Below are 13,112 nucleotides of genomic sequence, written 5' to 3'. Positions count from 1 at the left end.
CACCGCTCGACATTGTTGTTGGGCCTCACCTGGTTTGGGTGGTTTTTTTTTTTTTGGTTTTTGTTTTTAAAACCCATAAACCCAAAACACGACCACCTGTACCGACCACGACACCGTCACCCCCTCACTAAACGCGGTCCCAGAACCCCTGCGCTTCCAGCAGGGCGACGGCTCGCTCGGCGCCGTCGGCGAAGTGCCTCTCCACCGCTGTCCGCGCACGATCGCCGGAGCGAGCCAGCAACGCCTCGACGATCCGGCGGTGGTCTTCGCATGCTTTCGCAGGCCAGTCTTCGTGGGCTTCGTAGAACCCGTGCGAGACCGTTTTGCCGAGGGTACGGAGGATCGAAATGAGCCTGCGTGCATCCGAACCATGATTGATCCGCCGGTGGAACTCGAAGTTGAGCCGTTCCTGCTCGGCGGGATCAGCGCACGATTCCGCGCGGTCGGCGAGGTCGGCCAGTCCCTGAAGGCTCTCCGGCGACAGGCTCTTCGCGGCACGCTCGGCCGCCAGACCGGAAACCAGGCCGAACACCCGGTACTGGTCCCGGATGTCGTCACGGGTCAACTCGGCGACGTAGGCTCCCCGCCGGGCGATGTGCTCGACGACGCCCTCGTGGTCGAGCGTGATCAGCGCTTCGCGCACCGGAAGCTTGCTGATCCCGAGTTCCTCCGCGACTGCGTCCTGGTCGATTTTGGTTCCAGGCCGCAGTTCTCCCGCGAAGATCCGCCGCCTGAGCTCCTGGGCGGCGAGCGCCTTCAGATTGCTTCGGCTCACCGGATGAAGCTAACCCGTGGACTGTGATCCACATCAGAACTTGATAAAATATATTTTGTGCTCGATGCCGGGATGATGCATAGTGTGGAGTATGTCAGCCGTGACCCCCGAGGACTTCAAGCCGATCCTGACCCTCGTTCGCGACTTCGTCCGCGCGGAGGTGCTGCCGCGCGAGCGGGAGATCATGGACACCGACGCGATCCCGGACGATCTGCGCGAGCAGGTGGCCGAGATGGGCCTGTTCGGTTACGCAATCCCCGAGGAGTGGGGCGGTCTCGGCCTCGACCTGACGCAGGATGTCGAACTCGCCATGGAGTTCGGCTACACCGCGTTGGCTCTGCGGTCGATGTTCGGCACCAACAACGGCATCGCCGGGCAGGTGCTGGTGAACTTCGGCACCGACGAGCAGAAGGCCGAGTGGCTGGAGCGCATCGCGTCGGGTGAGATCGTGGCGTCGTTCGCACTGACCGAACCGGGCGCGGGATCCAATCCGGCGGGGTTGCGGACCAAGGCGGTCCGCGACGGCGACGACTGGGTGATCGACGGTGAGAAGTGCTTCATCACCAACGCGCCCATCGCCGGCCTGTTCGTGGTGTTCGCCCGCACCCGTCCCGCCGACGCGTCCGGAACGGGGATCGCCGTCTTCCTGGTCCCGGCGGGCACTCCCGGCGTCGAGGTCGCGGCCAAGGACAAGAAGATGGGCCAGGAAGGCGCCTGGACCGCGAACGTCTCGTTCACCGGCGTCCGGGTGCCGGGTTCGAGCCTGGTCGGGGGTGACGAGGACACCGGCTATCGCGCCGCGATGACGTCGCTGGCCCGCGGGCGCGTGCACATCGCCGCGCTGGCGGTCGGCACCGCGCAGCGCGCTCTGGACGAGTCGGTCACCCACGCCGCGACGGCCACCCAGGGCGGGACACCGATCGGGGACTTCCAGCTGGTGCAGGCGATGCTCGCCGACCAGCAGACCGGGGTGCTGGCCGGGCGGGCGCTGGTGCGTGAAACGGCGAAACGGTACGTGTCCGGTGAGGACCGGCGGATCGGGCCGTCCGCGGCGAAGCTGTACTGCACCGAAATGGCCGGGAAGGTCGCCGACCTGGCCGTGCAGATCCACGGCGGCAGCGGCTACATGCGCGAGCTCCCGGTCGAGCGGATCTACCGCGATGTGCGGCTTCTGCGGCTTTACGAGGGCACCAGCGAGATCCAGCGGCTGATCATCGGTGGCGGTCTGGTGCGCGGAGCCCGGCGATGACCACGCGGGCCGAACGTCTGGTGAACCGGGTGCGGGACGCGGCCACGCTGCTGTTCGTTCCCGGCGACCGTCCGGAGCGGTTCGCCAAGGCGGAGCGGGCCGAAGCAGACCTCGTCGTGCTGGATCTCGAGGACGCCGTCGCGCCGGAGCGCAAGGTGTACGCGCGCGAGCAGGTTGTCGCCTGGCTGGGCGAGCACCCGCAGTGCGCGGTGCGGGTCAACGCGGCCGGCACTCCGTGGCACGACGAAGACCTCGCCGCGCTGGCCCGGTTCCGTTGCGTCGTCATGCTGCCGAAAGCCGATCCGGTCAGCGCCCGTACCGCTGCGGGCGAGCTGGGCGTGTTGCCTGTCCTGATCGCCTTGATCGAAACCGCACGGGGAGTACTCGACGCGCGCGAGATCGCGTCGGTGCCGAATGTGCACCGGCTGGCGCTGGGCACTTTCGACCTGGCGGCGGAACTGGGGGTCGATCCCGCGGACGTCGACGCCCTCGCCCCGGCGCGCGGGGCGCTCGTCCTCGCGTCTGCGGCGGGCGGTCTTCCGGGTCCGGTGGACGGGGTGACCGGCGATCTGCGGAACACCGAGCGGCTCACCGGTGACGTCCGCTACGCGCGCCAGCTGGGGTTCACGGGGAAGTTGTGCGTGCATCCCCTGCAGGTTTCGGCGGCCGCGGCGGCGCTTCGCCCGTCCCGGGAGGAAATCCGCTGGGCTCATTCGGTGGTCACCACGGCCGGGGACGGCGCGGTCGCGGTGGAGGGGCAGTTGGTCGACAAGCCGGTGCTGGATCGCGCGCGGCGCGTCCTCCGGCAGGAAAGGGAAGGGTTGCGGCGATGACGCTGTCCGACGACGAAAAGCAGATGGTGGCCCTGGTGGCGGAGTTCGTCGACGAACGGGTCCGCCCGCGCGTCCGCGAGTTCGAAGAGGACGACGTCTATCCGGCCGAGTTCATCGACGAGATGAAGAAGCTCGGCTTCTTCGGGCTACTTGCCCCTGCCGAGTACGGCGGTGTCGATGTCAGCACCGCCTGTTTCGCCCGGGTCACCGAAGAACTCGCCCGCGGCTGGATGAGCCTGGCGGGTGCGATCGGCGGTCATTCCGTCATCACCTATCTGATCAAGACCTTCGGCACGCCGGAACAGCGTGAGAAGTACCTGCCCGCAATGGCCGAGGGCACGATCCGCGCGACCATGGCGCTGACCGAACCCGCGGGCGGCAGCGACCTGCAGGCGATGCGCACCCATGCCGCCTCCGACGGCGACGGGTACTCGATCACCGGAGCCAAGACCTGGATCTCCAACGCCGCCCACTCCGGGCTCATCGGGCTGCTGTGCGTCACCGATCGTGACGCCTCCCCCAGTCATCGCGGGATGAGCGTCCTGCTCGTGGAGCCCGGCGACGGTCTGACCATCTCGAAGAAGCTCCCGAAGCTCGGATACCGCGGTGTCGAGGCCTGCGAGATCGTCTTCGACGGACGTCGGGTCGGCGCGGACGCCGTACTCGGCGGGACACCGAACCAGGGTTGGGCGCAGATGATGCGCGGTCTCGAGGTCGGCCGGATCCAGGTGGCCTCCCGCGCGCTCGGTGTCGGGCAGGCGGCGCTGAACGACGCCGTCCGCTACGCGCAGGAACGCGAATCGTTCGGCAAGCCGATCTGGAAGCATCAGTCGGTCGGCAACCTGCTCGCCGACATGGCCACCAAGATGCGTGCCGCACGGCTGCTCACCCTCGACGCCGCCGCGAAGCTCGACGCGGGCGAACGCGCCGACATGGAAGCCGGGATGGCCAAGCTCTTCGCGTCGGAATCGGCGATGCAGGTCGCTCTCGACGCCATCCGCGTGCACGGCGGTTACGGCTACTCCAAGGAATACGACGTCGAACGCTACTTCCGTGACGCGCCGCTGATGATCGTCGGTGAGGGCACCAACGAGATCCAGCGCAACGTCATCGCCGCCCAGCTCATCGCCCGCCACAAGATCTGAGGAACGACAATGTCCTTGCTGACCGATCGGACCGCGGTCGTCACCGGCGGAGCCCAAGGCATCGGGCTCGCCATCGCCGAACTGTTCGCCGCCGAAGGCGCCCACGTGGTGCTCGGCGACCTCGACGGCGACGCGGCCGCACGTGCCGCCGAGAAACTCGGTGGTGTCGGCGTTCGCTGCGACGTCACCCAAGCGTCCGATGTGGACGAACTGCTCGCAGCAGCCGAAGACACCTTCTCCCCGGTGGACGTCCTGGTCAACAACGCCGGGATCACCAGGGACGCGACACTGCGGAAGATGACCGAGGACCAGTTCGACCAGGTGATCAACGTGCACCTCAAGGGCAGCTGGAACGGCGTCCGCAAGGCCGCGGCGATCATGCGCGAACGCAGCCGCGGCTCGATCGTCAACATCTCGTCGCTCTCGGGCAAGGTCGGCATGATCGGCCAGACCAACTATTCCGCGGCCAAGGCCGGCATCGTCGGGCTGACCAAGGCCGCGGCGAAGGAACTCGCCCACCACGGCGTCCGCGTCAACGCGATCCAGCCCGGTTTGATCCGCACCGCGATGACCGAGGCGATGCCCGCCAAGGTGTGGGACCAGAAAATGGCCGAAATCCCGATGGGCCGGGCCGGCGAGGTCGGCGAGATCGCCTCGGTGGCTCTGTTTCTGGCTTCGGACCTGTCGTCGTACATGACCGGCACGGTGCTGGAAGTGACCGGCGGAAGGTTCATGTGATGGAGCAGTGGGCTCCGCACACCGTCACCACCCGTGAGCTGGTCGATCGGGCGCCGGTAGCCGCGCTGGCGGCCGTGTTCGACGACGGGCTGCCCGCCCCGCTGCCCGGCGACGACTTGCCGCCGCTGTGGCACTGGGTCGCTCTCGCCCGCTGGCCCGTCTCGTCGGAATTGGGCACCGATGGGCATCCGGCGCGCGGGACGTTCCTGCCGCCGGTGGACCTGCCGCGGCGGATGTTCGCCGGCGGCGAGGTGACCTTCCACGCCCCGTTGAAGATCGGCGCCACCGTGCTCCGCGAATCCTCAGTGGACTCGGTGACGGAGAAGTCGGGACGATCCGGTCGTCTGGTGATCGTCGTCGTGCGCACCCGTCTGTCCACAGTAGATGGATCGTTGTGCTTGGAAGAGCGGCAGGACCTGATCTACCGCGACCGCGGCACGCCCGCCGAGCCGAAACCGGCCGACTTCGCCCCCGTCGGCGCGCCGTTCCGCCGCATCGAGGCGGGCACATGGGACTTCGCCACCGACCCGACGCTGCTGATGCGGTTCTCGGCGGCCACCGCGAACCCCCACCGCATCCACTACGACTGGCCTTACGCCACCCGCACCGAGGGCTATCCCGGCCTGGTCGTGCACGGCCCACTGATGTCCCTCGCACTCGCCGAAACCCTGCGTCTGGACCGGCCCGCGGTACGGGTACGCCGCTTGAGGCACCGGAACCAGGCACCGCTGTTCTGCGGCGAACCCGCCCAGCTCAAGGTCACCGGTTCGGTGCTGGAGCTGATCGGCCCTGGTGGAACGCCGAGGACCAGCCTGGAAGTCGAATCTCACGAGGAAGGCATTCCCCATGCGTGACGCCGTCATCTGCGAGCCCGTCCGGACCCCGATCGGCCGCTTCGGCGGCTCGCTCAAGAGCGTCCCCGCCGCCGACCTCGCCACCATCGCGCTCACCGGCCTCCTGGAGCGCACCGGGATCGACCCCGAAGCGATCGACGACGTCATCCTCGGCCACTGCTACCCCAGCGCCGAAGCCCCCGCGATCGGCCGTGTCGCCGCGCTCGACGCCGGGCTGCCGGTGACCGTGCCCGGCATGCAGGTCGACCGGCGCTGTGGCTCCGGGCTGCAATCCGTGGTGCAAGCCGCCCTCCAGGTGCAGGCCGGGGTCAGCGACGTCATCGTCGCGGGTGGCGCGGAGAGCATGAGCAACGTCATCTTCTACGCCACCGACCTGCGCTGGGGCGCCAAAGGCGGTGGGGTGATGCTGCATGACGCGCTCAACCGTGGCCGCGCGACACCCGGCGGCAAGCATTACCCGGTCGCGGGAGGAATGCTGGAGACCGCCGAGAACCTCCGGCGCGACTACGGGATCACCCGCGAAGAACAGGACCAGCTCGCTTTCACCTCGCACCAGCGCGCGGTCGCCGCGCAAAAGTCGGGGGTTTTCGCCGAGGAGATCATTCCGGTCCCGGTCGAGACCAAGAAGGGCACCGTCGTCGTCGACACCGACGAACATCCTCGTGCCGACACCACCATCGAGACCCTCGGCAAGCTCCGCCCCGTCCTGGGTAAACAAGACCCTGAAGCGACCGTGACCGCCGGCAACGCCAGCGGCCAGAACGACGCGGCGGCCGTCTGCGTCGTCACCCATCCCGAGCGCGCCGCCGAGCTCGGTCTGCGCCCGTTGGTGCGGCTCGTCTCCTACGGCGTCGCGGGGGTTGCCCCGAAGATCATGGGCATCGGCCCCGTTCCCGCCACCGCGGCCGCGCTCGCCAAAGCCGGACTCAAGATCGCCGACCTGGACCTCATCGAACTCAACGAAGCCTTCGCCGCCCAAGTCCTGGCCTGCACTCGCGAATGGGGCTTCGGTGAAGCCGACTTCGACCGGCTCAACGTGCACGGATCCGGCATCTCGCTCGGTCACCCTGTCGGCGCCACGGGTACCCGGATCCTCGCCACACTGGCCCGCGAGCTCCACCGCCGGGACGCGCGCTACGCGCTGGAAACCATGTGCATCGGTGGCGGCCAGGGGCTGGCCGCGGTATTCGAGAAGGTGGCATCGTGACGCGGGTCTTCGCCTCCGCCGACGAAGTCCGTGCCGCTCTCGGCGACGAACTCGGCCCGACCGACTGGTTCGTGGTCGGACAGGCGCGGATAGACGCGTTCGCCGGTGCCACCGGCGACCATCAGTGGATTCACACCGATCCCGAACGCGCCGCGACCAGCCCGTTCGGCACGACCATCGCGCACGGGTTCCTCACCCTGTCGCTCATCCCGAGGTTCGCCAAGGAGTTGTACCGGCTGGATTTCGGCACGGCGCGAATCAACTACGGCCTCGGCAAGGTCCGTTTCCCGGCGCCGGTCCCCGTCGGCTCCCGGCTGCGGGCGAGCGCGACCTTCACCGAGCTCCGGTCCGGAACGGCCGGGGTGACGGTGACGACCCGTTACGTCGTCGAACTCGACGGTGCGGCCAAACCGGCCTGCGTCGCCGAAACCCTGGTCGTCGTCAGCTGAAGGTGGTCGGAATGGCAGTCACACCCTTTTCCGCACGGTATTGGAGTGCGATCGAAACCCTCCCACCCGCCGTCGCCCGGGCGGTCCAGGACGAACGCCTGCGTGAGCAGGCCGCTTATCTGGCCGCGAACAGCGCCTTCTATCAAGCGAAGCTCGGCGCCGACCTGACGAAGATCCGGTCCGTGGACGATCTCGCCGGGCTGCCGTTCACCGAGAAGCAGGAACTGCGCGACAGTCGCGCCGCCGCCCCGCCGCTGGGCGTGCACATCGCCGCGGAGATGTCCGAGGTCGTGCAGATCCAGGCGTCGTCCGGTACCACGGGCAGCCCGTCCTACGTCGGCCTGACGGCGAGCGACATCGCCACCTGGTGTGAACTCGGCGCGCGAGCGTTGTACGCCAACGGTTTCCGCCCGGGTGACCGGCTGCTGCACGCCTTCGGCATGAGCAAGGGGTTCGTCGGCGGGCTTCCGATCGTGCAGATCCTCCAGTACATGGGGATCGTCGACATCCCGGTCGGGGCGGAGGCCGGCGCGGAACGGCTCCTGCGGGTCCAAGCCGATCAGCGCCCCAACGCACTCATCGGTACCCCGTACTTTCTCGCCCATCTCGCCGAGCAGGCGCCGGCGATCGTCGGCCGTCCGGCGCGGGATCTCGGTGTCCGCGCGATCAGTGTCGGCGGTGAACCCGGCGGTGGCCTTCCCGCGGTCCGCGAGAAGCTCGAATCGCTGTGGGGCGCGACGTCGCGGGAGATGCTGGGCGGTACGGACATCGCCTGCACGTACTGGGGTGAATGCGAAGCCGCCGACGGTATGCACTTCCTCTCCCCCGACCTGATGATCGCCGAGCTCGTCGACCCCGACACCGGTGAACAGATCGCCCCGGTCGAAGGCGCGCAAGGCGAACTCGTCTACACCGCGTTGCGGCGCCAGGCGTCCCCGTTGCTGCGGTTCCGCACCCGTGATCACGTCGTCGTCACCGGGACCGGTTGTTCCTGCGGCCGCACCGGCTACAAGGTCCGGTGCATCGGCCGCACCGACGACATGCTGATCGTTCGCGGTATCAACGTCTTCCCTTCGGCGATCAAACAACTCGTCGCCGAACTGACCACTGGCGAGATGCGGATCCGCGCCGATTTCGAAGGACATTCGACGCAACGCCCGCTCCCGGTCGTCGTGGAGGACACCGGTCTGACTCCTGAACAACAGGCAGGACTCCGCGCGACCATCGAACAACGGATCCGGTCCGCCCTCAACGTCAAAACCGTTGTCGGCTTCGTCCCCCAGGGCTCGTTGAAGCGTCCCGACCATGTGAAGGTCAACCTCGTCGAGCGGGTGCCCTCATGACCGACTTCTGCCGCCTGGACGAGGCGATCGCGCGGCACGTCCGCGCCGGTGACGCCGTGCACGTGATGATGGGCCACAGCCGCTGGAGCGCGCTGGTCCGGGAACTGGCCCGGCAGCACTGGGGAAGGCCGTCGAAGTTCACGCTGATCATGGCGAGCCTCTCCTCGCTCGGCGCAGTGCTGTTCCGCTCCGGCTGCGTCGAGAAGGTCGTCACCGTCTACTCCGGCGACTCGTTCCCAGTGTTCACCCCGAACCCGATCTTCCAGAAGGCCTACGCCGATGGTTCGGTCGAGGTCGAGAACTGGTCGTTCCTGAGCTACATCCAGCGTTTGCGCGCTGCCGCCACCGGGGTGCCCGCCGTGGTGACCGGATCCGTGCGGGACTCGTCGATGGCAGAGAACGGAGGCTACGAGGAGGTCGACACCCGGTTCGGCCGGGTGGGCTTGGTCTCGCCTCTGGTGCCGGACGTCGCGCTGGTGCACGCCGCGGTCGCCGACCGGCAGGGCAATCTCGCGATCGCTCCCCCGATGTTCGAGGGGTCGATCGGCGCGTTCGCCGCCCGCCGGGGCGTCCTCGCCACGGTGGAGAAGGTCGTCGACGATCTCCGCCCCTGGTCGGCGCTGGTCCGCGTCCCGGCGCACCGGGTACTCGCCGTTGTAGAAGCGCCGTTCGGAGCGCATCCCGGCGGGGTCTTCGCCGGTCCAGAAGGCACACGGCTGCCGGTGGAGGGGTACGCCGAGGACGTCGCGTTCTGGATCTCCGCACGGGAAGCGAGCCGATCACCGGAGTTCGACGACTGGATCCGGGAGTGGATCCTCGAGCCCGCCAGCCACGACGCGTACCTCGCGAAGCTCGGCGAGGCCAGGCTCGACGCCCTCGTCCGCTCCGCCGGTGAGCCGACGCCACCCACCGGCCGGGGCGAGCACGATGGCCCCGCGACGCCGGCCGAACGCGCGGCCACCTGGCTGGCCGGTCTCGTCCGGGCACGGATAGCGGAGACCGGCGCTGACGCCGTCCTCGCCGGTGCGGGTCTGGCGAATCTCGCGGCCTGGGTGGGTGTCGAGGCGGCGAAGGCGGAGGGTCACCGTGTAGCGCTCGCGGCCGAGCTGGGGCTCTGGGACTACACGCCGGCACCGGGCGATCCGTTCATCTTCGGCTTCGCGAACTTCCCGACGTCGTCGATGCTGCTCGACACGGAACAGGTGCTCGGCACGGTGGTCAACGGGCCGTTCACGCGGTCGATCGCCTGTGTCGGCGCGGCCGAGATCGACCGGCTGGGCAACATCAACACGACCCGGATCACCGGAGGCCCCCACCTCGTCGGCTCGGGTGGCGCGAACGACGTGGTCACCAACGCCGACGAGACGCTGGTCGTCGGAACGATGAGCCCTCGCCGATTCGTCGAGCGCTGCGACTACGTCACGAGCCCCGGCGCGCGCGTACGTGCCGTGGTGACCGACGTCGGGATCCTGACCCGGCGCGATGACGAACTCGTCCTCACCCACGTCGCGCCGGGTCCCGAACCACTTTCCGAACGCGTCGAGTACGCCCGTTCGCGCTGCGGCTGGGGGCTCGCGGTGGCGGACGATCTGAAGGAACTGCCCGAGGTGAACGCCGACGACCTGGCCCGGCTCCGCAAGTACGACCGCGAAGGCCTGTTCCTGGGTCAGAGCAAGAAGGGAAGCGCATGAGCCGCTACGCACGTTTCGAGAACCTCCGGGTGGACGGCCCGGACGACGCGGGCGTCGTCGAACTCGTCCTGGACGCGCCGAACCTCAACGCGGTCAGCGAAGCCGCGCACGCGGATCTCGCCGACATCTGGCGGGAGTTCGACCGCGATCCGGACGTGAACGCCGTCCTCCTGCGCGGCGAGGGCAAGGGATTCTCGGCCGGCGGCTCGTTCGATCTGGTCGAGAAGCTGTCGAACGACTACGAAACGCGAACCCGCACGATGCGGGAGGCACGAGACCTGGTCTACAACGTCATCGACTGCTCGAAGCCGATCGTCTCGGCCATCCACGGCCCCGCTGTCGGCGCCGGCCTCGTCGCGGGGGTACTGGCCGACGTCTCGGTGGTCACGAAGACCGCCAAGATCATCGACGGCCACACCCGCCTCGGCGTCGCGGCCGGTGACCACGCCGCCGTGTGCTGGCCGCTGCTCTGCGGCATGGCGAAGGCGAAGTACTACCTGATGACCTGCCGTCCGCTGACCGGCGAGGAAGCCGAGCGGATCGGCCTGGTCTCCCTCTGCGTCGACGAGGACGCCGATCTGCTGCCGACCGCGCGAGAAGTCGCGCGCGAGTTGGCCCTCGGCGCCCCGAACGCCATCCGCTGGACCAAGCAGAGCCTGAACGCGTGGTACCGGCAGGTCGCGGGCGCGATCTTCGATTCCTCACTGGCGCTGGAGTTCTACGGCTTCGGCGGGCCGGAAGTCCGCGAAGGTCTCGCCTCCCACCGCGAACGCCGCAAGCCTGACTTCACCCGGCGGGAGGACGACGATGCCTGACCCGAACCCGGCGCTGCTCACGGGTTTGCGGGTGGTCGAGATCTCCAGCTACGTCGCGACCCCGTTGTGCGGCCTCACCTTGGCTCAGCTCGGCGCCGACGTCATCCGGGTCGAACCGCTCGGCGGCGCGGCCGACCGGACCCGATGGCCCCTGGCCGACTCCGGCACCAGTCTCTACTGGTCGGGGCTGAACAAGGGAAAGCGCGCCGTCGCCGTCGACCTGGAGTCCGAAGTGGACCGTAAGCGGGTCGTGGACCTGATCGTCCACGGTGGACCCTGCGTCGTCGTCAGCAACACCGACCGGCATCCGGATCTCGGCTACGCGGAGCTGTCCGCTCGTCGTCCCGACGTGATCCACGTGCTGCTCGAAGGTCGCCCCGGAGGTGGCGCCGCGGTGGACTACACGGTGCAGGCCGGCAGCGGTTTCCCGCTGATCACCGGCTCCGCCGAAGCCCCCGCACCGGTCAACCACGTGCTGCCCGCCTGGGATATCGCCGCCGGTCTCTACCTGGCGATCGGCCTGCTCGCTGCCGAACGCCACCGGCAGGAGACCGGACAGGGCCGCGCGATCCGGGTCGCCCTCGAAGACGTCGCCCTGGCCACCGCCGGCAATCTCGGCTACCTGGCGGAAGCACAGGTCACCGACCACGACCGCACCAAATCCGGCAACGACGTCTACGGCACTTACGGCCGCGACTTCCTCACCGCCGACGGCATCCGGATCATGCTCGTGGTGCTGACCGAGCGCCACTGGACGAAGTTGCTGACAGCCACCGGCCTCACCTCCGCGTTCGCCGCACTCAGCGAGTCGCTGGGCATCGACTTCTCGCGGGAATCCGCCCGCTATGAACACCGTGACGTGATCTCGACACTGCTGGCCCGCTGGTTCCGGAGCACGACGTTCGACGAGGCCGCCGCCGCGCTGGATCGCCACCGCATCCTGTGGCAGCGCTACCGGACCTTCGAGGAACTCGGCCGCGGCGCCCTGCGCGACCTCGACCTGTTCGACGAAATCGACCAGCCCGGCGTCGGCCCCCACCTGGCCCCGAAGTCGCCGATCCTCGTCGACGGCGGCCGCCTCGCACCCCTCGCGGCGCCGTCGGTCGGCCAGCACAACGCCGAACTTTTGCAGCTCGGGCTTCAGTGATCCGCCGCTGAGCGGTCTTCGCTCGCCGCCCATGACGACAGGAACCTGAGGCCGTCGTGGGCGGCGCTGCCAGGCTCGGCGGTCCAGACGATGAGCTGCTGCTCGGGGTCACTCGTACAGGTGAGTGCGTCCCAGTCGAGCGTCAACTCGCCCGCGACAGGGTGGCGGAGCGTCTTGCTACCCCGCTCACGAGCGGTGACGCGGTGATCGCCCCACCAGGCGCGAAAGTCGTCGTCCTTCATCGACAGTTCGCCGACCAGGGCGGCCATCCGCTGGTCGTGCGGGTTGCGGCCGGCTTCCATCCGGAGCATCGCCACGGCGGTGCGCGCCATGGCCTCCCAGTCGACGTGCAAATTCCGGAACGCAGGGTCGGAGAACATCAACCACACGTAATTCCGCTTCTTTTCCGGGATCGCCGAGAAATCCACCAGCAGCGCGGAAGCCATCCGATTCCAGCCGAGAATGTCCATTCGCCTGCCGAGTACGAGTGCGGGACTCGTGGTCAGTTCATCCAGCACCCGCAGCAACTGCGGTGACACCTTCTGCGCGGATTGGCGTCGTGGTCGTTCGGCCTCTTTTCCGGCGAGTTCGAACAGGTATTCGCGTTCGTCGTCGTCCAGGTGCAACACTCGCGCCAGGACGTCGAGCACGGGCGCGGACGCCTGCCGGCGGCCCTGCTCGATACGGGTGTAGTAGTCGGGGCTGATCGAGGCCAGGAGGGCGACCTCCTCACGGCGCAGCCCCTTGACCCGCCGTTTGGCGCCGGTCTCGGGCAGCCCGACCGTCCGAGGGCTCACCTCCGACCTGCGGGCCTTGAGGAACTCCCCCAGTTCGTTGGCGTGGTCGTCGCTGCTCATGCCCCCCAT

At 68.5% G+C, this 13,112-nt stretch carries 13 protein-coding genes; 11 read left to right on the top strand and 2 right to left on the bottom strand.

Annotated features, from left to right (window positions below; all coding sequences use genetic code 11):
* Positions 1–127: 127 nt before the first annotated feature.
* Positions 128–775 carry a GntR family transcriptional regulator gene (locus tag ACZ5ZX_RS23520; RefSeq protein WP_465504138.1) on the bottom strand — a complete coding sequence of 216 codons (648 nt, stop codon included), beginning with the start codon at positions 773–775 and terminating at the stop codon, positions 128–130.
* A 91-nt stretch (positions 776–866) separates the two neighbouring features.
* Here ACZ5ZX_RS23520 and ACZ5ZX_RS23515 point away from each other — a divergent pair, with 91 nt between their 5' ends.
* Genes ACZ5ZX_RS23515 through ACZ5ZX_RS23465 form a run of 11 tightly spaced genes read left to right on the top strand, consistent with a single transcriptional unit; the run spans position 867 to position 12,246 of the window.
* Positions 867–2,024 (top strand): acyl-CoA dehydrogenase family protein, encoded by a 1,158-nt coding sequence (locus tag ACZ5ZX_RS23515; RefSeq protein WP_465504137.1) that lies wholly within the window; start codon positions 867–869, stop codon positions 2,022–2,024.
* Positions 2,021–2,857 carry an HpcH/HpaI aldolase/citrate lyase family protein gene (locus ACZ5ZX_RS23510; protein WP_465504136.1) on the top strand — a complete coding sequence of 279 codons (837 nt, stop codon included), beginning with the start codon at positions 2,021–2,023 and terminating at the stop codon, positions 2,855–2,857. The genes ACZ5ZX_RS23515 and ACZ5ZX_RS23510 overlap by 4 nt, the downstream gene beginning before the upstream one ends.
* Positions 2,854–4,002 (top strand): acyl-CoA dehydrogenase family protein, encoded by a 1,149-nt coding sequence (locus tag ACZ5ZX_RS23505; RefSeq protein WP_465504135.1) that lies wholly within the window; start codon positions 2,854–2,856, stop codon positions 4,000–4,002. Before ACZ5ZX_RS23510 ends, ACZ5ZX_RS23505 begins: the two co-directional genes overlap by 4 nt.
* A gap of 9 nt (positions 4,003–4,011) precedes the next feature.
* Positions 4,012–4,740: a 3-oxoacyl-ACP reductase FabG gene (gene fabG / locus ACZ5ZX_RS23500; protein ID WP_465504134.1), complete on the top strand. Its 729-nt coding sequence runs from the start codon at positions 4,012–4,014 to the stop codon at positions 4,738–4,740.
* Positions 4,740–5,594 carry an HTD2 family dehydratase gene (locus tag ACZ5ZX_RS23495; RefSeq protein ID WP_465504133.1) on the top strand — a complete coding sequence of 285 codons (855 nt, stop codon included), beginning with the start codon at positions 4,740–4,742 and terminating at the stop codon, positions 5,592–5,594. The genes fabG and ACZ5ZX_RS23495 overlap by 1 nt, the downstream gene beginning before the upstream one ends.
* Complete coding sequence (locus ACZ5ZX_RS23490; protein WP_465504132.1) at positions 5,587–6,801, top strand: acetyl-CoA C-acetyltransferase; 1,215 nt, start codon at positions 5,587–5,589, stop codon at positions 6,799–6,801. The genes ACZ5ZX_RS23495 and ACZ5ZX_RS23490 overlap by 8 nt, the downstream gene beginning before the upstream one ends.
* Positions 6,798–7,250: a MaoC family dehydratase gene (locus tag ACZ5ZX_RS23485; RefSeq protein WP_465504131.1), complete on the top strand. Its 453-nt coding sequence runs from the start codon at positions 6,798–6,800 to the stop codon at positions 7,248–7,250. Before ACZ5ZX_RS23490 ends, ACZ5ZX_RS23485 begins: the two co-directional genes overlap by 4 nt.
* Before the next feature lie 11 nt (positions 7,251–7,261).
* Positions 7,262–8,593, top strand: coding sequence for a phenylacetate--CoA ligase family protein (locus tag ACZ5ZX_RS23480; RefSeq protein WP_465504130.1), 1,332 nt, complete (start codon positions 7,262–7,264; stop codon positions 8,591–8,593).
* Entirely contained in the window at positions 8,590–10,284 is a 1,695-nt protein-coding gene (locus ACZ5ZX_RS23475; protein WP_465504129.1) for a CoA-transferase, read from the top strand. The genes ACZ5ZX_RS23480 and ACZ5ZX_RS23475 overlap by 4 nt, the downstream gene beginning before the upstream one ends.
* A complete protein-coding gene (locus tag ACZ5ZX_RS23470; RefSeq protein WP_076167342.1) occupies positions 10,281–11,099 on the top strand; it encodes an enoyl-CoA hydratase/isomerase family protein in 819 nt (272 codons plus the stop codon). The genes ACZ5ZX_RS23475 and ACZ5ZX_RS23470 overlap by 4 nt, the downstream gene beginning before the upstream one ends.
* The gene (locus tag ACZ5ZX_RS23465) at positions 11,092–12,246 is read left to right on the top strand and encodes a CoA transferase (RefSeq protein ID WP_465504128.1); all 1,155 of its coding nucleotides are present in this window, start codon (positions 11,092–11,094) and stop codon (positions 12,244–12,246) included. Before ACZ5ZX_RS23470 ends, ACZ5ZX_RS23465 begins: the two co-directional genes overlap by 8 nt.
* On the opposite strand, the gene ACZ5ZX_RS23460 is transcribed toward ACZ5ZX_RS23465, so the two are convergent.
* A complete protein-coding gene (locus ACZ5ZX_RS23460) occupies positions 12,240–13,103 on the bottom strand; it encodes a helix-turn-helix domain-containing protein (RefSeq protein WP_465504127.1) in 864 nt (287 codons plus the stop codon). The genes ACZ5ZX_RS23465 and ACZ5ZX_RS23460 overlap by 7 nt on opposite strands.
* Positions 13,104–13,112: the final 9 nt, after the last annotated feature.

The sequence above is a fragment of the Amycolatopsis sp. NPDC033938 genome, from assembly GCF_055575975.1.
This window is presented reverse-complemented; position numbering and strand designations above follow the sequence as displayed.

Bases quoted from the DNA above. Each gene is read 5' to 3' on its own strand.
- ACZ5ZX_RS23515 (WP_465504137.1), top strand. From the start codon at position 867: ATGTCAGCCGTGACCCCCGAGGACTTCAAGCCGATCCTGACCCTCGTT.
- ACZ5ZX_RS23510 (WP_465504136.1), top strand. From the start codon at position 2,021: ATGACCACGCGGGCCGAACGTCTGGTGAACCGGGTGCGGGACGCGGCC.
- ACZ5ZX_RS23505 (WP_465504135.1), top strand. From the start codon at position 2,854: ATGACGCTGTCCGACGACGAAAAGCAGATGGTGGCCCTGGTGGCGGAG.
- fabG (WP_465504134.1), top strand. From the start codon at position 4,012: ATGTCCTTGCTGACCGATCGGACCGCGGTCGTCACCGGCGGAGCCCAA.
- ACZ5ZX_RS23495 (WP_465504133.1), top strand. From the start codon at position 4,740: ATGGAGCAGTGGGCTCCGCACACCGTCACCACCCGTGAGCTGGTCGAT.
- ACZ5ZX_RS23490 (WP_465504132.1), top strand. From the start codon at position 5,587: ATGCGTGACGCCGTCATCTGCGAGCCCGTCCGGACCCCGATCGGCCGC.
- ACZ5ZX_RS23480 (WP_465504130.1), top strand. From the start codon at position 7,262: ATGGCAGTCACACCCTTTTCCGCACGGTATTGGAGTGCGATCGAAACC.
- ACZ5ZX_RS23475 (WP_465504129.1), top strand. From the start codon at position 8,590: ATGACCGACTTCTGCCGCCTGGACGAGGCGATCGCGCGGCACGTCCGC.
- ACZ5ZX_RS23470 (WP_076167342.1), top strand. From the start codon at position 10,281: ATGAGCCGCTACGCACGTTTCGAGAACCTCCGGGTGGACGGCCCGGAC.
- ACZ5ZX_RS23465 (WP_465504128.1), top strand. From the start codon at position 11,092: ATGCCTGACCCGAACCCGGCGCTGCTCACGGGTTTGCGGGTGGTCGAG.
- ACZ5ZX_RS23460 (WP_465504127.1), bottom strand. From the start codon at position 13,103: ATGAGCAGCGACGACCACGCCAACGAACTGGGGGAGTTCCTCAAGGCC.